Below are 19,932 nucleotides of genomic sequence, written 5' to 3'. Positions count from 1 at the left end.
AAAGCTCAGATCACCGCCAACTAAGCGATGTTCTGAGCTTTATTCATGGGTAGCTGTTTTACAGCTGCTTCACCATATCTTCAACCATTTTATACGAGTTCTCCGATGCAATCACCGTAAACTCCGCGAAATTCACATGCGCAGAACCATCTGCTTTGTCGGACATGGAGCGCAAAACAACATAAGGTATGCCATTCATCGCACATACTTGCGCAACAGATGATCCTTCCATCTCCACACAGACACCATTCAGCTCTTGATACAGACTAGCTACTACTTCTCGGCTTGCAATGAATTGATCCCCTGAAAGTACTCTACCCTGCTTCACTTTACCTGCAAACAATTTCTCTCCCGAAGCAACAGCTAGCTCTACGAGTTTGCGATCAGCTGCGTACACCGAGTTCTCAGCGTACGGAATAACGCCGCGTGGAAATCCTAATGCTGTCACGTCCATATCATGCTGTACACATTCTGTGGAAATAACTAGATCGCCAATTTGTAATTCAGGATCTAATGCCCCAGCTACACCTGTGAAGATAACAGCTTCTACACCGAACTGATCAATTAGAATTTGCGTGGTAACTGCTGCATTCACTTTCCCAACGCCTGTGCGACAGACAACGACATCTTTACCGAAATAAGTACCTTCTCGAAATGTAATGCCTGCTTTTACCGTTTCGCTTATATCTGTCATATGAGCAACGAGCAGCTCAATTTCTTCATTCATTGCTCCGATTAATGCGATTTTGTTCCAAGTCATATTAATTTCCCTCTCTCTATTCCTACATGAGAAAACCTCTATCGCACCTCTTCCAGAATGGAAGGACACGATTAGAGGTTTATTTTTCACTTAAGCTCGAGCTTTTACCGAGTGACGATTAATGATTTCATGCGGTAAAATAACTTGCATATTTTCTGTTGATTCTTTATTCATCAGCTTCGTCAGTAGTCGCATCGACACAGCTCCGATATCATACATGGGTTGAGCTACCGTCGTTAATGTAGGTCTTACCATGGATGCCATGCGGATATTGTCCACACTGATTACAGCGATATCTTCAGGAACGCGAAGCCCATTGTCTTGAATCGTATGAATAGCGCCTATTGCCATTTCATCCGTTGCCGAGAAAATGGCGGACGGTCTAGGAGAAAGCTCCAAGAAATAGTTGACTGCATCCACGCTTGACTCATAACGGTAATTACCAATCCGTACATACTCATCACGTACTGGAATACCAGCTGTTTCAAGTGCGCGTTTGTAACCTTGATATCTAGCGAAGCCATTCGCTGGATCCTGTAGAGTTCCAGAAATCATGGCAATATCGCGATGCCCTGCTTCAATAAGTACGTTCACTGCATCAAATGCAGCTGCCTCATGATCAATATCAACGGATGCCATCGCTTGGTTCTCATCCTTCGTGCCACATAGGACAACGGGAACGGATGACGTACGGAAAGCTTGAATATGTTCTTCCGTAACAACACCACCCATGAAAAGCAACCCGTCAACTTGTTTCTCAAGCAACGTGTTGATGACACGAATTTCTTTCTCTTTCTTCTTGTCCGCATTACACAAAATAATATTGTAATGGTACATATTCGCAATATCCTCAATTCCACGCGCTACTTCAGCAAAAATAGAATTGGATATATCGGGAATAACAACGCCAACCGTTGTCGTCTTTTTACTTGCTAATCCTCTAGCTACCGCATTTGGACGGTAACCCAATCGTTCAATCGCTTCAAAAACTTTCTTACGTGTTTGCGGCTTCACGTTCGGGTTATTATTAACGACCCGAGATACGGTTGCCATGGAAACGCCTGCTTCTCTCGCTACATCATAAATGGTTACGGTCACGGTTACTCTCTCCATTTTCACAAGTATTCTGCGAACCTAGTATATTATCGTTATGATACGACAAATTAATCCATCTTGCAATGCAAAATGAAAATGCTTTGAAAATAATTTTCATTTTATTTTCAAAAGAGTCACAAATAGAATAAAAGCCAACCTCTTGTCGAGATTGGCAGCCCATTTTTAGGTTGAAATTGCGCTTTGAGTGATTTGAGATAACCGTTTACGAATTTCCTCCGCCCATGGCTCATCGCCTAGCGATTGCGCTAGCAATAAGATGTCCAACAGCTCATTGATTCGTTCCTCCACAATTTTCTCCATAGAGTCATTCATACGCTCTTTTTCTGTTACTTTTAACAGCAGAAAGGCAACCTCCGAAACTTCATGGAAGAAGAATTGCTGCTTCTCTGGTTTACTACCCAGCCTACCGATCAGACCGGTAAGTTCAGGCTTTACATGAGGTACGACCTCACTTCGTCCACAGGCCTCACAGGAATAGATAGGAACATTCTCGATATCTACTTTACTTTGATAAATAACCGTGCGCAGACGAAGGTTCATCGTGCGTCCGCACTTACAATACTTTTGCATTCTAACACTCCTTCACTGACAGGCGGCATGTACATTAGTTGCTTGTACTAAGTTATTCTACGATGTCATCAGATTTCCTTCTGATCGATACATAGTAGTTTTTGCCACCTTTGGAAGCGAGTTGTTACTTTGCCTGTTGCTTGCTAAACGAGATAACTTCATCTACAAAGCGTTTGGAAAATGCCGGAAGATCCGGTGGTCTACGCCCTGAAATGATATTGCGATCCACAACCACTTCTTCATCAAGCCAAATTGCCCCAGCATTTTCGATATCATCGCGAATGCCTGGCGTGGACGTCATCGTATAGCCTTGAACAATTTTGGCAGAAATCAAAACCCAGCCAGCATGACAAATCTGCGCGATAGGCTTCACATCCGCATGAAACTCCTGCGTTAGTCTAAGCACATCGGCATAACGACGAAGCTTGTCAGGTGCCCAACCACCAGGTACATAAAGACCAACATAATCCGAGGATTTCACTTCATCGAACGCATAATCCGTCGTGATGGGTACGCCATATTTGCCATGATATACGGTCTTCGCTTTAGGTCCAACAATATCTACAATTGCTCCTGCTTCGCGCAACCGGTAGACAGGATACCACATTTCCAAATCTTCAAATTCTTCATCAACAAAGGCTAGCACCTTCAGACCTGCTAATTCCATACTAATTACCTCCTACAATGGATTCCGTTTGTTCCGTTTGAGCAAGAAGCTCCAAGATTTCATCACTTGTTTTGCAAATTAGAATACGATCTACTAATGCCTTGCATGTCGTGGCATCACTGCTAAGCAGTCTGTGCTTGACTTGCAAGAGCGTCTGAACCGATATGCTCAGCTCCTCAATGCCCAGTCCAAGCCAAATCGGCAGAGCCCGAATATCTCCAGCCATTTCCCCGCATACGCCTACAGGAATGCCAACACGCTTGCCTGCGTCGATCACGAGTTTGAGTAATCGAATAACGGCCGGATGATAAGGATTATATAAGTGCGCGATATTCTCGTTCATTCGATCAACAGCTAGAACATATTGTACTAGGTCATTCGTACCGATACTCATGAAATTCACTTCGCTGGCAAGCACATCGGCAATGATGGCAGCAGCTGGTACTTCAATGGTAAGTCCTACCTCAATATTAGCATTAAAAGGCACACCAAGACTACTTAGCTCCAGCTTCGCTCTTTCCAAGTGCGCTTTCGCTTGACGCACCTCTTCTATGGAGGTCACCATAGGATACATGATCTTCACATTCCCATAATGACTAGCTCTTAAGATCGCTCTTAGCTGCGTCATAAAGAGATCCGTTCGATCCAGAGAGATGCGAATGGCCCGGTAGCCTAGGAAGGGATTATCTTCTTTGGCTAGCGGCATATAGTCAAGTTTCTTATCGCCGCCAATATCAAGGGTTCGGATCACGATTGGACGTCCTTTGAGCTGCATGGCCGCGTGGCGATAGACCTCAAATTGCTCCTCTTCACTAGGCAATGAATCGCGATCCATATACAAATATTCTGTACGAAACAGCCCTACACCTGATGCGCCATTGCGCAATACTTGGTCAATTTCCATAACCGAATTAATATTCGCATGTAGATTGACCAAGCTTCTATCTAATGTCAGCGGAGCCACATCGGCAATTTCTTGCAAGCTTTCCTTGAACTCCAGCCAATTTTTCTTACGCGCTTGATAACGTTCTATTGTGATCTTGTCCGGGTTAATATACAAGGTGCCTTCTTGACCATCAATAATCAAGAAATCACCATTTTGAATAGGACGCAGCAGCTTTCCTTCTAATCCAAGAACATAAGGAACAGACATCGCTCTGGCCATAATCGACACGTGCGAGTGTGTGCCTCCTAGAATAGTCAACAGTCCTAGCACATTCGTTGGATCCAAATGAGCAAGCTGTGAAGGGGTCAGCTCCTTCGCAACTAAAATATAAGGATGATCAATCGGTGGAACTGTCGTGCTTGTATCTCCCAATAAATGCTTCAAGAGTCGATTACCGACATCTTTAATATCTAAGGCACGTTCTTTCATGTATTCATCATCGATTAAATTGAACATTCCTACAAATTTGTCAATGACTTCTTTCACCGCGACTTCTGCGGCTTTATATTGCAGTTCAATAATACCTTGAATCTCATTCATGAAAATAGGGTCTTCCAAAATAGCCAAATGTGCATCAAAAATATAGGCTTGTTCTTGCCCAACAACTTCTTTGATCTCTTGTTTGATTAGCTCTAGCTCATCCTTGGAATGCCGAATGCCATCATACAATCGCTCGAATTCATACGCTAAATCCGTCACATCTATCATTTTCTCTGGAAAATCCCATTCCCAAGTGGGAATAACAAACGCTTGACCCATTGCAATTCCCGATGACGCGCCTACACCTCTAATCATCCGTTCGCCCCCCCCTCGGATTTAGTCGGCTTAAGGACAACGGACATAACAGAGCCTTGGCCTTTCTTAACTGGCTTAAACGGAGCAAAGCTCCATGATTTCACAATATCTGGATTCGTAATTATCATAGGTGTTGCTAAGGAAGAAGCGAATTTCTTAACTTTGTTATAGTTGAACTTCACTAGTAGCTGCCCTGCTTCCACACGATCGCCTTCCTTCACCACCGCATTAAAGCACTTACCTGGTAAGCTGGACGTGTCAATTCCGATATGCAGCAGAACTTCAAGCCCTTCATCCGTTAGAATCCCAAGCGCATGCATCGTCGGGTAAATGTGCATAATGGTACCTGCTACAGGGGAAACCAACTCACCTTTTTCAGGAATAAAAGCAACACCATTCCCGACGAGTCGGGAGGCAAAGATACGATCAGGCACTTCTTCAATGGGGATCATACGTCCCTGCATCGGAGATGTAAATAAGACGACATGAATATCTTTCCGTAATACCTTCATAATTTCTTCACGTATAAGCTCTGAAAATGTTCCAAACACGACTTGAACATTGCCTCCTCCAAGACGTATGACGCCTGCTGCTCCTAAGTGTCGTAATGCCGTGATGTCCATCAGACGATCATTGACAAGCGTAAGTCGCAATCGGGTAATACAGGCTTCAATCTTCTTAATATTGTCTTTCCCACCAAGTGCCTGCAAAATTAATGGAGAACGATACGGTATGTCCCCGGCCCACTCTTCTAGCGATGAGCCTTCTTCCCTACCCGGTGTAGGAATTCGGAACTTCTGAATCGCCCATCGGAATAAGAAATAATACAGCAAACCATAGACCAGACCAATCGGAATCAATAATAAGCCATTGTGTGATAAGTGCAGATTAATGATGTAGTCAATAGCCCCAGCTGAATATGAGAATCCATGGTGGATATTTAACTCATAAGCGATCCACATAGCTACACCCGAAAGGATAGCATGAATTACGAACAAATAAGGTGCTACAAAAAGGAAAGCAAATTCAATCGGCTCTGTCACACCAGTTAAAAAGGAAGCCAATGCAGCCGTTAAGAATGTAGCTTTGATCTTCGGCTTTAAATCTTCCCTCGCTTCACCGATAATCGCAAAAGCAATAGCAGGTAATGCAAACATCATGATCGGGTACAACCCAGCCATATACATCCCTGCAGATGGATCGCCAGCGAAAAATCGCGGCAAATCACCATAGGCGTATTGTCCAGATGGCGTCTCGTACGCCCCCACTTGAAACCAGAAAAAATTATTCAAAATATGATGTAAACCCGAAGGTACGAGCAAGCGATGAGCAATCCCATATATGAATGCACCGAATCCGCCTAATCCAAGTAATCCGCTAGATATTTTGCCCATAAGCGTCTCTAGAAAAGGACCAATCCCGATCATAATATAAGAGACAATGAGTGTTGCGAGGCCCATGACGAGCGGCACCATCCGAGGTCCACCGAAAAATTGTATGTACTCCGGAAGCTTAATCTCCTTGCAGCGGTGATAGATGATTGCGGCCAGCAGCCCAATCAAGATCCCGCCAGAAACGCCTAATTGAAATTGTGTGCCCAGCCCATGCTCGATGAGTCGGGTAAACATGAAATACCCTAGCATGGCCGATAAACCAGCTATTCCGGCACTTTCTGTTAATCCCAATGCCACACCAACAGCGAAGATAATGGGAATATAATCAAAGATTGTATTTCCAGCCAACGACAGCATTTCCCCAAAGCTTGAAGCATGTATGGCATCCCAAGGTAAATCCCCTAGACAAAGCAGCACAGCAGCAATAGGAAGCGCAATGGTAGGCAGCATTAAGGAGCGGCCAAGCTGTTGTAAGTTCCCCATCCAGTTCAAACGAATGCTAACCTCCTAAAAGTTTTCGTCAGAAAACTGACTTCGTAAGCATCTTACCTTAGCAATTTCGAAGAGTATCTTCCATAATCATAAGATTCTCTTATCAAATCGTAAAGCTTGTTCGTGCTTTTGTCAAAAAAAATAAGCAGATCGCGTGTACCATCAAGGTTATTCTACATAGTAAACGCAAAAGTTGACTAAGTCCCCTAAAAGCTGTCATACTTTACTTGTACCCCAAATTCATGATTCAAGGAGGAAATATGCTTATGTCTTATGATGTTATTATTATTGGTGCAGGTCCTACCGGCGCGAGCGCTGCGCTTTTCACTTCAAAAGCAGGCAAGAAAACGCTCGTCATCGACAATGAGCAAAGTGTTACGAAGCGTGCATGGATCGAGAATCACTATGGTGTTGAAGCGATTGGCGGGCCCGATTTAGTTGAAATCGGCAAGAAACAAGCCGCTAAATTCGGAACTGAATTCGTTCATGGCAAAGCGACTCAGCTTGTTAAGAATGAAGATAGTTTTGAGATCACCACAGAAAATGGTACATATACTGGTAAGCACGTTATTCTAGCTACTGGTTTATCCGTTGAACTTGCAGAAGCTGCTGGTATCGCGACAAAAGAAGGTACTGAGCCGAGAATTAAATCTATTGTTGACTGTGATGCACAAGGAAATACAAGTCTCAAAGGTGTATGGGCAGCAGGTACGACGGCTGGTGTCAGCATGCATACGATTATCACTGCTGGTGATGGAGCCAAAGTCGCTATCAATGTGATTAGTGAACTTAACGGCGCTCGTTATGTTGATCACGATGTGTTGAAAGCCTAGTTCCTACGTATGAGAAAACCGCTAAGCGCTCCCCTGTAAAGGAGATCGACTAGCGGTTTTTTAGTTTGACACTTACTTCTTACGCAACATGTATTAATTGTTACGCGGGTTCAGTATCGCATCTTCCACTTTAATGCAGCGATCCATGATAACTTCTAAGCCAGCTTCACTAGCAATACGTCCCGCTTCTTCATTCACGATATCTAACTGCAACCAGAATACTTTCGCCCCAATCTTAACTGACTCTTCAGCCACTGGAACAACCTGATCAGCACGACGAAATACATTCACGATATCAACAGGCTCAGGAATGTCCGATAACGATGGATAGCATTTCTCACCTAGAATTTGATCCGCATTCGGATTAACAGGAATAATCCGGTATCCTCTGCTTTGCATAGCGGCTGATACCATATAAGATGTGCGATCTGGTTTATCGGATAAACCTACTACAGCGATATTTCCTGCATTGGCAAGCAATTCTTTGATATGTTCCCTAGACGGATTCTCAAATGTCATTTGGATCTCTCTCCTATTTATTCAAGTAGGTTAGACCTTGTTTCCCCATTGCTTCCCAAGTTTCAACAAACTGTGCTTTACTCACTTTCACTTGCTTTTTGCCACTCAATGGGTCATTTAAGTAAACATTCGTTTCGTCAAATCCTACAAGGACAACAGCATGTTCCGAATACGTTGTCTTTAGAGGACCGATTGGCGTATCCCACGTTACCCATTTGTACGGTAGATTATAGTCAATTGTCGTCCAGACGATAACTGGGATCCCATGCGCCACTTGCTGCTCATACAATTCAAAAGCTTCCCCTGTTATATTAATCGCTTGAGGGATATAGTCTTTCATAAGCGGAAACAATCCTGCGGAATAGATGCCAAAGCCTCTTTTCTTACGTGTTACGTCCCCAACGAAGCCGGAGTTCGGATTTCCCCAGTAAGCGATGTTGCCGCCCGCATCCAAGGTTGCTGGTGTCATGTCTGTAGGCATTTCAGCGACTAATTCCATCTTTGTTTTGTTTACACCATAGTATTTCAGCAGCATCGTGAGGCTTGTGATCTCACAGCCAGCCGGCAGCTCAGGCAGTTGTTGTACGATGGGGACATCCAACATCGCTGATTTGACTTGTGCAGGCGCTGGCGACGGTGTCGGCTTCACGGTGGCCTTCAACGTAGCGCCGGGTTTATCAACTGCTAAGACTACTGGACCAGAAGCGAATAAAGCTGGTTCTTTCCCTGTGGCCTTCGCATAAAGCAATACAGCAAATACGCTGCTCGCAAATGTAAGACCTGCTACGAGAAACAATCCAAACGTCACTTTCAATCCTTGCCAAATAATCCTCATGCTGACTCACCCATTCAATGTAATTGAGATTCTAGGACTCGCTCACTAGCTCAACCTGTGCGCCAATGGAGCGCAAGTGGTCGAAATATTGTGGATACGACTTCGCCACGTGGTGGGCATCCCGAATCGTTAAACCCTTCTCAGAGCGTAGACCAACTACAGTTAATGCCATGATGACCCGATGATCGAAATGCGCGTTGATTTCTACGCCACCTTCAACCCCTTGTGGTTTACCATGAACAATAATTTCACTCTGACGCTCTTCTACATCAGCTCCAGCCTTGCGAAGCTCATTCAAATAATCTGTGATACGATCACACTCTTTATACCGTAGGTTCTCAACATTGTAGAAACGCGAAGTACCTTCTGCAAATACGGCTGCAGCAACCATAGCAAGAACAGCATCCGTGAAATGATCACCATCGAATTCTCCAGCAACTAGACGCTGATTCCCACGAACATGTACAACACCATTGTCGTGCGTAAGATCTACGCCCATTGCCTTCAGAACATCCACACAAGCCTTCTCACCTTGCTTGCTGTTCTCTTCCAGACGAAGTACACGCACATCGGAATTCGTAACCGCAGCGGCAGCTAGAATAGCTGCTGAACCCGGATAGTCGCCTTGGATGACATATTCTTTGGCTTCATAGGATTGTCCACCTGGAATACGGTAGTGCATCAAATCTTCACTTGCATGAACGACGATGCCAGCCTGCGCTAATACTTCAAGCGTTTGCCCTACAATAATTTTGGACTTCAAATCATGCAGAACTTCAATTTCACTGTCTTCTTCCAACAATGGCGTCATAAACAATAAAGAACTCAAGAACTGGGAACTGACATTACCCGAAACGGTGATTTTGCCGCCGCGAGGTTTTCCCCCTTTAATTGTTATCGGCAGACGACCGTTATTATGTTGTACTTCTACACCCATTTGTTGCAAAGTATCGATTAAATCATCGTGAGGACGTTTACCCAATGATTCCGGATACGTATTAACAAATGTCACTTCCGGACAGAAAGCAGCCGTAGACATCAAAAAGCGTAGAACAGCACCAGCATTCCCAACATTCAATTCAGACACATGCTTAGGGTTCTTGCCGAAGCCTGTGATTATAATTTTCTCATCATCTTCTTCTATAATAGCGCCAAGATCACGTACACATCGTCTCATAGCATCACTATCTTCACTATGAGCTGGGTAATAGATTGTGCTTGTCCCATTAGCTAGTGCACCGATTAGCAAGTAGCGTGTCGTGTAGTTTTTGGAGGATAAAGCATTAATTTCCCCTTCAAGATGGGAGGTTGGTTTAACGATGGCTTTCATGTCGTTTGTTAACTCCTTCGCAAGTAGTTTATATGTATATCCAGCAGAATGACTGACAAAAACCAATCATCAGCAGGATGATAGAGATCCTAAGATTTATTGACAGTGTACCATACGGAATCTAACTTGGGAACCTTCTCCCCTAGCAGATGTATCAAGGAAAAGCTAGATAAAGAAACACTTCGTTTGACATCACGTCGTTATATTTCTATCATACTAAGTAAGAAGCTATCTTCTGAAAATACAAACATGGAGGCGTATCATGGACACGATTCTACCATCTGAGATCAAAGCAAGACTCGCGCAAGGAGAGCAGCTAACACTTATCGACGTTCGCGAAGATGAGGAAGTAGCAGAAGGTATGATTCAAGGCGCAATACATATTCCATTAGGCCAATTGCCAGAGCGGCTTAGCGAGATCCCACAAGTCGACGAAGTCATTTTAGTATGTCGTAGTGGAAATCGAAGCGGACGCGCACTAGGCTATCTAGAAGCCAACGGTTATAAAGGTCTTAAGAACATGACCGGTGGCATGCTGGAGTGGGAAGATTAAGCTGAAGAGCTTATCTTCTCCTTAATGGCGTACCGCTTGCTGAATGATGCGATCTGCAATTTCATCCTCGCTTAAGTCCGTCGTATCAATAGACGTATGAGCGAAATCATAGGCATGCTTTCTTTGTTCCATTAACGTATGAACACGTTCTTCCAAATTACCTTGCAGCAAAGGCCGATTCGTATCCGCACTCACTCTTTGGATAATCGTTTCCGCCGTTGCGTTCAACGCAACAACAAAGCCATGCTGCAACATGCAAATTCGATTAGATTCTGCAAGTACCGCACCGCCACCCGTCGCAACAACTTGTCCCTCGCTATCTAATATACGTGCCAGCGTCTCGGTTTCCAGAGCGCGAAAGTGTGCTTCTCCATGATCCCGAAATAATTCAGGAATGCTTGTCTGTTGAACTTCTTCTAACACGGCGTCAGAATCACAAAAACTCCATCCTAAACGCTCGGCAAGCTTCTTGCCTACGGTTGATTTCCCTGTTCCCATAAATCCAACAAGTACAATATTTCTGACTGTCACACAAATCCCCTTTTCCCATATGCTAGTCATACAAACTTTCCCAACATCATACCATAGCCCTTACAGCATGAATACAATCCATTAAAAAATCATATAGTAGTGTGAATAAATTCTAGCACAAACAGTTAAGATTTTAGAGAGACCACGCCGATAAGGAGAGATGGAGCTTTGAACCCAACTGTGCTGCAGCAAAACCAAACTACCGCCTTGACGAACCGCACACAACGCAAACTGGAGCAAATTTTGCACCCAAGCTATACACTATGCAAAGAGGATGTCGTCTGGATTTTAGAGTTTATTAAGAAAAAAGTGGCTGAAGAAGACCCGATGATGCAAGGTCTAACTCAACCACGATTATTAAGAAATTTCCGTTATTTTGCTGAGATATCTCTCATGCTCATCCACAAACGCAACGGTTTCGATCAAGAAGCTGATCGACTGAAGATGTGGCTGCAAGAAGCGGCGTACGGCTTACAAGATGAGAAATAACTACTCGTAACTACTCGTTACCCATCCAGTTGAAGTGGAAGGATCCTTCTTTGTCTACACGTTGGAACGTATGAGCGCCGAAGTAATCACGTTGTGCTTGTAACAAGTTAGCAGGCAATCTTTCTGTACGGTAGCTGTCATAGTAAGCAAGTGCGGATGCGAAAGAAGGAACTGCGATACCACGAGCAACCGCTTCTGCAACCACTTGTCTCCATGAACCTTGGTAGTTATGAACTACATCTGTGAAGTAAGAATCAAGCAACAGGTTTTTCAATTCAGGATTGCGATCATACGCATCCTTGATATTTTGAAGGAAACGAGCGCGGATAATACAACCGCCACGGAAGATCATCGCGATGCTGCCGTATTTCAAATCCCATTTGTATTCTTCGGAAGCTGCTCTCATTTGAGCAAAACCTTGCGCATAAGAACAAATTTTACTTGCATAAAGAGCTTGACGAACAGCCTCAATAAACGCTTTGCGATCCCCTGTGAATGCTGGAGCATCAGGTCCTTTGAGTACTTTGCTTGCTGCTACGCGTTCTTCCTTCATGGCAGAGATGAAACGGGAGAATACGGATTCTGTGATGATAGAAAGCGGCACGCCAAGGTCCAGAGCACTTTGACTGGTCCATTTTCCTGTTCCCTTTTGCCCTGCGGAATCCAGAATCACGTCAACCATTGGTTTGCCTGTTTCAGCGTCATATTTCGTGAAAATATCACGCGTGATTTCGATCAAGTAGCTGTCCAGCTCCCCGTTGTTCCACTCCGTGAAGATCTCATGAAGCTCTTCTGTGCTAACGTTAAGTACATCTTTCAGCAACTGGTATGCTTCACAAATCAATTGCATATCTCCGTACTCAATACCGTTGTGAACCATTTTTACATAGTGACCCGCGCCGTCTGGCCCGATATACGTACAACAAGCATCTTCGCCAACTTTTGCGGAGATTGCTGTTAGGATAGGCTCTACCAATTTATACGCGTCTTCTTGGCCTCCTGGCATGATCGAAGGTCCTTTAAGCGCGCCTTCTTCACCGCCGGAAACACCTGTTCCAACGAAACGAATACCATGAGCTTCAAGCTCTTTGTTACGACGTTGTGTGTCTGGGAAGAATGCATTACCACCGTCGATCAAAATATCGCCTTTATCCAAATGCGGAAGCAATTGGTTAATTGTGTCATCAGTAGGTCCGCCTGCTTTGACCATGATCAAAATTTTGCGCGGCACTTCAAGGGATTGAACGAATTCTTCAACCGAATATGTACCTACAAGTTGCTTGCCTGGTGCTTCATTAAGAAGCTCCTTCGTTTTCTCAGCAGAACGGTTGAATACGGACACCGTAAAGCCTCTGCTTTCAATGTTCAATGCTAAGTTTTTCCCCATTACTGCTAAACCTACAACACCTATTTGTTGCTTAGACATGTCTCTCATACACCCTTCCGATATATAAATAGTTAAATCGTCATCGCGCCAAAACCGCCGTCTACTCTCAAAACTGTTCCTGTTACAAAGCTTGAAGCTTTCTCTGAAGCCAGGTACACCGCAGCACCTTGAAGCTCTGCAGCTTCGCCAAATCGATTCATTGGCGTATGACGCATAATGGATTCGATCCGCTCAGGGGACAAAATCTTACGATTCTGCTCTGCTGGGAAAAAACCTGGAATAATCGCGTTCACACGTACGCGGCTCGGAGCGAACTCACGAGCTAAGTTTTGTGTGATATTATTCACAGCTGCTTTAGAAGCGGAGTAAGTGAACACACGAGAAAGTGGTGGATCCGAGGAGACGGATGAAATATTAATAATACTTCCGCCTTCGCCTCGTTCAACCATGTATTTCCCGAACACTTGGCAAGCTAGCACGACGCTTTTCAAATTTACCTCCATAATAGAATCCCATTCTTCCATGGAAATGTCAAAGAAAGGTGTCGCACTATTTTTACCTGGACAATTCATTAGGATATCCGCACTGCCGGACCAAGCGATAACATCTTGAAGTACTTGTTCTAAATCTTCACGTTTCGTTGCATCCGCTTGGAAAGTCTTAGCTTCGCCGCCAATTGCCGCAATACCCTCTCGAACCTGCTCGCTTTTCTCTTGATTCCGCCCAACGATAGCTACTTTTGCACCGTGTCCAGCAAGGGCTAAAGCCATTGAGCCACCAAGTGTGCTATTACCGCCAATAATTACTGCTGTTTTCCCAGAAAGATCGAATAAGTTCATTGTCGTCATCCTCTCGAATAATAGTGCTTTGTCTAAAATAAATTATGATTGAGGACTCCGTAGGTGCTGACTTTGAAAAGCGGTGATCGCGTCGAATTGATCTTTTAACTGATGATATACGCTCGTATAAATAGATGTCAATTGTTGATATACGCGATAATCGTTTTCATTCACCTCGTGAGCCTTTCCTACCCCGATCCATTTATGTGCATGCGACAAGTCTTCAATCTCACCCATTGCGAGTAAACCAAGCAAAGCTGCGCCAATTCCTGAACTCTCAATGGAGTCTGGAACGGTAACGGCCGTACCGAGCATATCAGTCATCATCTGACGCCAGAACTCTGAGCGAGCGAAGCCGCCTGATGCACGGATGACGGTTGCAGGTCCCATCATCCGTTCCAACGATGTGGCAACGGCTTGAATGGAGAACATAACACCTTCCAAAGCGGCGCGGATCATATGCTTTTTCTGATGACTAAGCGATAGACCGAAATAAACGCCACGTGCATTAGCATTCCAATAAGGTGCACGTTCGCCAGATAGCAATGGTAAGAAGAGCAATCCTTCGGAACCTGCTCCCACTTCAGCAGCAAGAGCCGTCAAGTAATCATAAGGATCCATACCCAAGCGGCGTGCTTCCTCTGATTCTGCTGTCGCGATCTGGTCTCTCACCCAACGGAAGACGATACCGCCGTTGTTAATCGGGCCGCCAACGACCCAGAAATTCTCGGTTAACGCGTAACAGAATAACTTGCCCTCGGGGTCAGTTTGCGGTTTGTTCACGACGCTGCGAACTGCGCCGCTTGTACCAATCGTAACCGCGACAACACCGGGCTCGAAGGCTCCTACGCCTAGGTTGGCAAGTACACCATCAGAGGCGCCGACAATAAACGGCGTGTCCATGGACAAGCCCATGGCAGCGGCATAAGCAGAGCTCATACCCTCTACACGATGTGTCGTAGGCACAAGTGCGGAAAGCTGTTGAGGTGTTACCCCTGCATAATCAAGCGCACCTGCATCCCAATCCAATTGCTCAAGATTGAATAATCCTGTCGCACTCGCCAAGGAATGATCGATCAGATACTGATTAAACAGTTTGGCGAACACATACTCTTTAATCCCTATAAATTTATGGGTATTTCGAACAAGCGCTGGTTCATGCTCCCCGAACCACTTTAATTTCAAAAGTGGTGACATGGGATGAATCGGTGTGCCTGTTCTCGCATAAATCTGTTGGCCAAGCCCACTCTGCTTCAGATCCTCCGCATATTTTGCGGCACGATTGTCTGCCCATGTAATACATTGGGTTAATGGCTTATTGTGCTCATCTACGGCGATTAAGCTGTGCATCGCAGAACTGAAGGACACGCAAAGCACTTGTTCAGGCGAGATGCCTTGCTTGCGAACAACGGCGCCAATCCCCTGCACCACAGCATCAAAGATTTGATCCGGATCCTGCTCGGCACGATCTGCTGCAGGTGTGAATAGCGGGTATTCGATGGAATGGGAGGCAAGTACCTGTCCATCCCGATCAATGACTAGCGTTTTGGTACTTGTTGTTCCAATATCAGCAGCTATGATATAGGGCTTCTGACTTTGCGTCATTTGCAAATATTCCCCTCTGCATCGAATGTTAGTTCAAATGGCTCCGATAAAATTTCAATGTCTGGATGCTGACGAGCAGCATCAAGGAGGTTTACCGAAATTTCAATTTCACCTAAGTGAAGTGTATCTTGGATACGAACAAGCTTACAGGTCGTGTAATCTAAAATATTACAAGTTTTCACGGCTGCTTTGATCGCATAGAAATCATTTTCTAAGGTTGTCGCGATTTTCGTAGGTGCACAAACCGTAGAAGTTAACCCATTGGCATACGTGAATTCTAGATTTGTCTTATCAACTAGACGTTGGGTAGTGAAATCCGCAGTGCCCACGCCATTCGCATTCCCTTTGGTTTCATGTGTCAAATCAAGGACAACCATCTTCGATACTTCAGGTCCACCATGTGCATACGGGGTAGGATAACGTCCTGTAACGTTAGGATCCATGCCGTCACCGCTAATATTTTTACCGATGTAATCAATCACAAGGACGTCGATTTCATCGAATAAAATTTTAGGTAAACGTGACTTCGCTTCTACCAATAGGACTTCCTCACGCGCTTCAATCTCAGCGGCTGGAAGAACCTCAACCTGACAAGTCTCATCGTATGCATTCTCTACGAGGGCTACGCCAAAGACGATTGGCAGCTTCTCAATCATCAAATTCGCCATAGCAGGAACATTCTCTGCCATATATTTAAAGCCAAGCTGATGACACGCTTCAGCCCCTTTTTGCTTACCTAGACCAATCGCAATCATCTTCATGATGCCGCTCTCAATGCGTCCGCGGAAAGCAGTGTGCGGCTTTACACGGTTAATAACGACAATGGCATCTGCTTCTGAGGCAATACGATCTACATAGACCGGCAAACCATTCGGCAGTTGATCGATTTTGACCACGTCCATGGAAGAACGAATCGGTGCTCCCATCGTTTCTTCTGTAATGCCAAAGTGCTGGAGCACCTCAGTCTGACCATCCGCAGTCGCGCCGCCATGGCTTCCCATACACGGTACAATAAACGGATGTGCACCTCGTGCCTTGATGGCATCCAAGGTTGTTTTCGTGAAGCCCGCAATATTGGCAATCCCTCTGCTTCCTACAGCCACTGCAACTTGCTGTCCAGGAAGGATACTCGGCATTACGCCACTGCTTTCGAGCTTATCGGCAAGTTCCTGCAAAGGATTTTCCAGAATCGAACGATCAAACTTCTGACGAATTTTGACCATTTGCGGAATCGGAATGTCATTTAACAATTCTCTTAGAATACTCATCGACTTTCCCCACTTTCTTATGCTTGTAATAATTGCACAGATTCACGAACAATTAATTCAGTTCGCAATAGAACTTGCTCTGTTGTATGCAATTTATTCTCTATATTACCTAAGAGACGCAGTGCGCCTTCTTTGCTAATTTGTTCGATCGGCCTGCGCACGGTCGTTAAAGCAGGTGTCACATATGCCGCGAATACTGTATCATCAAAACCAACCACGGAGATATCTTTAGGAACATGTAAACCTGCTTCAAACACAGCTTTAATGGCTCCCAGTGCCATCTCATCATTGCAACAAAAAACCGCTGTCGGTCTCTCTTCGAGGCTCAAAAATTGCTGCATCGCTTGATGACCGCTTTCCAAATCGTACAGTCCCGGCATGCGGAACGCAGCAGGAATGGAAATCCCATAATGCTCCATTGCTCGTTCGAAGCCAGCCTTGCGATTCTGAGCAGATTTAAAACCCTTGCGCCCCTCGATTAAGGCGATTTTCTTATGACCCTGATTCACAAGGTAAGCTCCTGCGTGAAAAGCACCTTGCTCCTCATCAGAGAGGACATTCAGAACACCGGCGGTGTCCACTGGCCGATTCAATACGACGAGCGGTATCCCTTTGTTCGCAATATGCTCAATGATCGGCCCATCATCGTCACTTTGGCTAACAATAATAATGCCATCAAAGCTCTTCTTGGTGATGGAATGAAAGCTAGTGTAATCATCAATACCCTTGACAATCAATTGGTAGCGATCTCGAATCACGGAGTTAACCCCTCGTATGGCTTCGTAGAAGAAACCAGCGGAAGTTCCATTGCTTAGTGTGGTAAAGAATAGCCCCAAGTTATACGAACGATCCAGCACTAAACTTTTCGCATTATAATTCGGCGTGTAATCCAGCTGTTCAGCGATGATGCGAATGCGCTCCTTCGTCTCCTCTTGGATGAGCGGACTGTTGTTCAACGCTCTGGAAACTGTCGTGTGGGAAACACCCGCGAGCTTCGCAATATCCTTAATAGTTGCGCTCATACATTCACCTCTAACAGAAGCATATCACATCTATGCACACGTTAACAATAGTCTTTTCGCGATACAAAAAAACTCCCTTCTCAGGGAGTCCAAAACCATTTATTTATGATTTCGCTTTGCAGTCGATTGTCTCACCACTAGCTCAGGCAGCAACTTTATCGTGTGATACGTGTTTGCGTCTACCACACCATCAATCTTTCGCATTAATTCATCGACAGCGCAACGCCCTAGCTCGCCTGCAGGCTGACACACAGTTGTTAATTGCGGACGAAATTCAGAAGCGAATACTTGATCGTCGAATCCGACGATCGAAATATCTTTGGGAATCTGGTATCCTACGGTTTTAAATGCATCCATCAAGCCGATTGCAATAAAATCATCTGCTGCAAATACAGCAGTGGGTACCTTCACGTTGCGTATCCAACCGTCTGCAATATCGTAGCCAGAAGATATGCTAAATTCGCCTTGTTCAATCCACAGTTCAGTCAAACCTGCTTCCAGCATCGCATGAATATATCCACGCTCACGTTCCGCACTGCTCAAGAAGGGCTCTGGCCCACGAATATGAGCAATTGTTTGATGCCCGAGATCAATGAGATGCTTGGTAGCTTCATAGCCACCGATGAAATTATCTACAATGACGGACGAAACCGATTCATGACAATACTGATTATCAATCAGCACAAAAGGGATTTTCTTCTTTTCCAACTCCGTTACATAGGCAAATTCATTCGTGGGAGACACGACGATTAACCCATCTACGCGATCTTCTTGAAATAAAGAATTCTCAAAGGATTTGAACACGTCGGTCGAGACTGATAAAGCAAGAAAATAGCCCCGTTCTGCTAAACGATCATTCATTTCTTTCACAACGGCATCGAAGAATGAATCATTGAGGGTCGAAATCGCAACACCAATGATGCCTGTCTTACCTCTAGCTAAACTGCGAGCAGCGGCGTTCGGCTGATAGTCCAGCTCCTTCATGGCTTGCAGCACCTTTTGCCGATTCCCCTCCCGCACCGTACCTGCTTGGTTGATTACACGGGAGACGGTGACCACAGAAAGTCCACTTTTCTTCGCAACATCAAAAATACTGACCTTCATGGCTTCAACTCCTGTAATTCACCCTAAAAAGTATAAGCGCTTTAATTTTATTGAAACAATTATAATCGAAAGCTTCATCCCTGTATATGTTTCATTCTTCTCTCCCTATAAACACACAAAAGAGAGTCCCGTATACGTTCATACAGGCTCTCTTTCATCCCAGCACACTATTCATTCTCACATCTCCAATAGAAGCATTTCTTGTCTCAATTCGATCAATTTAACTTTACTTTCCATCGCAGCTTTGGTATCCCCGGATGAGAGTGCATCTTGCAGCGTAGCTAATTCATAATCAAGCTCCATGCGCAAAATAGGGATGCGTTCGTCTGTCCTCTTCGATCTTAGTGCTTGCATGACTTCTTCTACGGTCACAGCAGGCTCCTTCTGATACAGCACCTTATGTTCAATTCCGCTAATCTCCACCATGCGGATAATTTCCCCGAACATAATATTCTCAATGAGAATTTGCCGATCCTTAAATCTTTTTACAACGGCATGACCGCGAGTGTCTCCGATCAGCTTCTCCATCATTTCAGCAAGCTTCTCATCTTTGAATGAATAATTGCCAACAATCTTATACTTCTCGCCAATTCGTTCGAATTTCAGCTTAATCAGCTTTCGTCCAGTGCGAATAGAAATGATAAACTGAAGTTCACTTTCGTTCCAGTAGAGCGAATATCCTTCTTGGATGAGGGCTTTAATGAAGTTCCGGATTAGCCGGCGATCAAATCGTAACTCTAGGTTGCAATACTCCACTTCATGACTCTTACTCACGGCAATCCCCTCCATAATTGGCGCAAACCATTTATTTAAATATTCAGACAACTTGTGTTCTTACAGTTATCTTATTATGAATTCTATGTTTTAGCAACTTGGA

General features: G+C 44.7%; 20 protein-coding genes. 3 read left to right on the top strand and 17 right to left on the bottom strand.

The genetic code is table 11. The features are described from left to right. Positions 1 to 58: 58 nt before the first annotated feature. The 6 genes from ACSQ8O_RS17645 to ACSQ8O_RS17620 all read right to left on the bottom strand — a co-directional run bounded on the left by ACSQ8O_RS17645 (position 59) and on the right by ACSQ8O_RS17620 (position 6,740). Positions 59 to 760 carry a 5'-methylthioadenosine/adenosylhomocysteine nucleosidase gene (locus ACSQ8O_RS17645; RefSeq protein ID WP_056612476.1) on the bottom strand — a complete coding sequence of 234 codons (702 nt, stop codon included), beginning with the start codon at positions 758 to 760 and terminating at the stop codon, positions 59 to 61. Between the two features lie 90 nt (positions 761 to 850). After that, the gene (gene ccpA / locus ACSQ8O_RS17640; RefSeq protein WP_056612480.1) at positions 851 to 1,858 is read right to left on the bottom strand and encodes a catabolite control protein A; all 1,008 of its coding nucleotides are present in this window, start codon (positions 1,856 to 1,858) and stop codon (positions 851 to 853) included. Positions 1,859 to 2,038: 180 nt separating this feature from the next. Next, positions 2,039 to 2,446, bottom strand: coding sequence for a hypothetical protein (locus tag ACSQ8O_RS17635; RefSeq protein WP_056612481.1), 408 nt, complete (start codon positions 2,444 to 2,446; stop codon positions 2,039 to 2,041). 124 nt (positions 2,447 to 2,570) lie between these two features. After that, positions 2,571 to 3,113, bottom strand: a complete 543-nt coding sequence (locus ACSQ8O_RS17630) for a type 1 glutamine amidotransferase domain-containing protein (RefSeq protein ID WP_056612483.1) — start codon at positions 3,111 to 3,113, stop codon at positions 2,571 to 2,573. Between the two features lies 1 nt (position 3,114). Beyond that, complete coding sequence (gene ptsP, locus ACSQ8O_RS17625) at positions 3,115 to 4,854, bottom strand: phosphoenolpyruvate--protein phosphotransferase (RefSeq protein WP_436242721.1); 1,740 nt, start codon at positions 4,852 to 4,854, stop codon at positions 3,115 to 3,117. Further along, complete coding sequence (locus ACSQ8O_RS17620) at positions 4,851 to 6,740, bottom strand: glucose PTS transporter subunit IIA (protein ID WP_436242720.1); 1,890 nt, start codon at positions 6,738 to 6,740, stop codon at positions 4,851 to 4,853. The genes ptsP and ACSQ8O_RS17620 overlap by 4 nt, the downstream gene beginning before the upstream one ends. A 266-nt stretch (positions 6,741 to 7,006) precedes the next feature. Here ACSQ8O_RS17620 and ACSQ8O_RS17615 point away from each other — a divergent pair, with 266 nt between their 5' ends. After that, the gene (locus tag ACSQ8O_RS17615; RefSeq protein WP_436242719.1) at positions 7,007 to 7,573 is read left to right on the top strand and encodes an NAD(P)/FAD-dependent oxidoreductase; all 567 of its coding nucleotides are present in this window, start codon (positions 7,007 to 7,009) and stop codon (positions 7,571 to 7,573) included. A 93-nt stretch (positions 7,574 to 7,666) separates the two neighbouring features. On the opposite strand, the gene ACSQ8O_RS17610 is transcribed toward ACSQ8O_RS17615, so the two are convergent. Genes ACSQ8O_RS17610 through aroA form a run of 3 tightly spaced genes read right to left on the bottom strand, consistent with a single transcriptional unit; the run spans position 7,667 to position 10,257 of the window. Further along, a complete protein-coding gene (locus ACSQ8O_RS17610; RefSeq protein WP_236287677.1) occupies positions 7,667 to 8,092 on the bottom strand; it encodes a CoA-binding protein in 426 nt (141 codons plus the stop codon). 13 nt (positions 8,093 to 8,105) lie between these two features. Further along, the gene (locus tag ACSQ8O_RS17605) at positions 8,106 to 8,927 is read right to left on the bottom strand and encodes a C39 family peptidase (RefSeq protein ID WP_436242718.1); all 822 of its coding nucleotides are present in this window, start codon (positions 8,925 to 8,927) and stop codon (positions 8,106 to 8,108) included. A 31-nt stretch (positions 8,928 to 8,958) separates the two neighbouring features. Further along, positions 8,959 to 10,257 carry a 3-phosphoshikimate 1-carboxyvinyltransferase gene (gene aroA, locus ACSQ8O_RS17600; RefSeq protein WP_436242717.1) on the bottom strand — a complete coding sequence of 433 codons (1,299 nt, stop codon included), beginning with the start codon at positions 10,255 to 10,257 and terminating at the stop codon, positions 8,959 to 8,961. A gap of 262 nt (positions 10,258 to 10,519) precedes the next feature. On the opposite strand from aroA, the gene ACSQ8O_RS17595 reads away from it, so the two are divergent. Beyond that, the gene (locus tag ACSQ8O_RS17595; RefSeq protein ID WP_056612497.1) at positions 10,520 to 10,810 is read left to right on the top strand and encodes a rhodanese-like domain-containing protein; all 291 of its coding nucleotides are present in this window, start codon (positions 10,520 to 10,522) and stop codon (positions 10,808 to 10,810) included. 21 nt (positions 10,811 to 10,831) lie between these two features. Here the strand turns inward: ACSQ8O_RS17595 and ACSQ8O_RS17590 are convergent, their stop codons facing one another. Next, positions 10,832 to 11,341: a shikimate kinase gene (locus ACSQ8O_RS17590; protein WP_236287672.1), complete on the bottom strand. Its 510-nt coding sequence runs from the start codon at positions 11,339 to 11,341 to the stop codon at positions 10,832 to 10,834. Positions 11,342 to 11,509: 168 nt separating this feature from the next. On the opposite strand from ACSQ8O_RS17590, the gene ACSQ8O_RS17585 reads away from it, so the two are divergent. Continuing rightward, the gene (locus ACSQ8O_RS17585) at positions 11,510 to 11,830 is read left to right on the top strand and encodes a hypothetical protein (RefSeq protein WP_436242716.1); all 321 of its coding nucleotides are present in this window, start codon (positions 11,510 to 11,512) and stop codon (positions 11,828 to 11,830) included. A gap of 10 nt (positions 11,831 to 11,840) precedes the next feature. Here the strand turns inward: ACSQ8O_RS17585 and gndA are convergent, their stop codons facing one another. The 7 genes from gndA to ACSQ8O_RS17550 all read right to left on the bottom strand — a co-directional run bounded on the left by gndA (position 11,841) and on the right by ACSQ8O_RS17550 (position 19,829). Further along, a complete protein-coding gene (gndA, locus tag ACSQ8O_RS17580; protein WP_236287670.1) occupies positions 11,841 to 13,256 on the bottom strand; it encodes an NADP-dependent phosphogluconate dehydrogenase in 1,416 nt (471 codons plus the stop codon). Positions 13,257 to 13,288: 32 nt separating this feature from the next. Then, positions 13,289 to 14,056, bottom strand: coding sequence for an SDR family oxidoreductase (locus ACSQ8O_RS17575; protein WP_436242959.1), 768 nt, complete (start codon positions 14,054 to 14,056; stop codon positions 13,289 to 13,291). Positions 14,057 to 14,098: 42 nt separating this feature from the next. Continuing rightward, positions 14,099 to 15,661, bottom strand: coding sequence for a gluconokinase (gntK, locus tag ACSQ8O_RS17570; protein ID WP_436242715.1), 1,563 nt, complete (start codon positions 15,659 to 15,661; stop codon positions 14,099 to 14,101). After that, complete coding sequence (locus tag ACSQ8O_RS17565; protein WP_056612506.1) at positions 15,658 to 16,929, bottom strand: lactate racemase domain-containing protein; 1,272 nt, start codon at positions 16,927 to 16,929, stop codon at positions 15,658 to 15,660. Before ACSQ8O_RS17565 ends, gntK begins: the two co-directional genes overlap by 4 nt. A 17-nt stretch (positions 16,930 to 16,946) precedes the next feature. Continuing rightward, positions 16,947 to 17,951, bottom strand: a complete 1,005-nt coding sequence (locus ACSQ8O_RS17560; RefSeq protein ID WP_436242714.1) for a LacI family DNA-binding transcriptional regulator — start codon at positions 17,949 to 17,951, stop codon at positions 16,947 to 16,949. Positions 17,952 to 18,050: 99 nt separating this feature from the next. Then, complete coding sequence (locus ACSQ8O_RS17555; RefSeq protein ID WP_436242713.1) at positions 18,051 to 19,055, bottom strand: LacI family DNA-binding transcriptional regulator; 1,005 nt, start codon at positions 19,053 to 19,055, stop codon at positions 18,051 to 18,053. A gap of 177 nt (positions 19,056 to 19,232) precedes the next feature. Then, positions 19,233 to 19,829, bottom strand: coding sequence for a hypothetical protein (locus ACSQ8O_RS17550; RefSeq protein WP_056612513.1), 597 nt, complete (start codon positions 19,827 to 19,829; stop codon positions 19,233 to 19,235). Positions 19,830 to 19,932: the final 103 nt, after the last annotated feature.

The organism is Paenibacillus sp. LjRoot56, assembly GCF_964253335.1.
Classification (GTDB): domain Bacteria; phylum Bacillota; class Bacilli; order Paenibacillales; family NBRC-103111; genus Paenibacillus_E; species Paenibacillus_E allorhizoplanae.
This window is presented reverse-complemented; position numbering and strand designations above follow the sequence as displayed.

Bases quoted from the DNA above. Each gene is read 5' to 3' on its own strand.
- ACSQ8O_RS17645 (WP_056612476.1), bottom strand. From the start codon at position 760: ATGACTTGGAACAAAATCGCATTAATCGGAGCAATGAATGAAGAAATT.
- ACSQ8O_RS17635 (WP_056612481.1), bottom strand. From the start codon at position 2,446: ATGCAAAAGTATTGTAAGTGCGGACGCACGATGAACCTTCGTCTGCGC.
- ACSQ8O_RS17630 (WP_056612483.1), bottom strand. From the start codon at position 3,113: ATGGAATTAGCAGGTCTGAAGGTGCTAGCCTTTGTTGATGAAGAATTT.
- ptsP (WP_436242721.1), bottom strand. From the start codon at position 4,854: ATGATTAGAGGTGTAGGCGCGTCATCGGGAATTGCAATGGGTCAAGCG.
- ACSQ8O_RS17615 (WP_436242719.1), top strand. From the start codon at position 7,007: ATGTCTTATGATGTTATTATTATTGGTGCAGGTCCTACCGGCGCGAGC.
- ACSQ8O_RS17610 (WP_236287677.1), bottom strand. From the start codon at position 8,092: ATGACATTTGAGAATCCGTCTAGGGAACATATCAAAGAATTGCTTGCC.
- ACSQ8O_RS17605 (WP_436242718.1), bottom strand. From the start codon at position 8,927: ATGAGGATTATTTGGCAAGGATTGAAAGTGACGTTTGGATTGTTTCTC.
- aroA (WP_436242717.1), bottom strand. From the start codon at position 10,257: ATGAAAGCCATCGTTAAACCAACCTCCCATCTTGAAGGGGAAATTAAT.
- ACSQ8O_RS17595 (WP_056612497.1), top strand. From the start codon at position 10,520: ATGGACACGATTCTACCATCTGAGATCAAAGCAAGACTCGCGCAAGGA.
- gndA (WP_236287670.1), bottom strand. From the start codon at position 13,256: ATGTCTAAGCAACAAATAGGTGTTGTAGGTTTAGCAGTAATGGGGAAA.
- ACSQ8O_RS17575 (WP_436242959.1), bottom strand. From the start codon at position 14,056: ATGAACTTATTCGATCTTTCTGGGAAAACAGCAGTAATTATTGGCGGT.
- gntK (WP_436242715.1), bottom strand. From the start codon at position 15,661: ATGACGCAAAGTCAGAAGCCCTATATCATAGCTGCTGATATTGGAACA.
- ACSQ8O_RS17565 (WP_056612506.1), bottom strand. From the start codon at position 16,929: ATGAGTATTCTAAGAGAATTGTTAAATGACATTCCGATTCCGCAAATG.
- ACSQ8O_RS17560 (WP_436242714.1), bottom strand. From the start codon at position 17,951: ATGAGCGCAACTATTAAGGATATTGCGAAGCTCGCGGGTGTTTCCCAC.
- ACSQ8O_RS17555 (WP_436242713.1), bottom strand. From the start codon at position 19,055: ATGAAGGTCAGTATTTTTGATGTTGCGAAGAAAAGTGGACTTTCTGTG.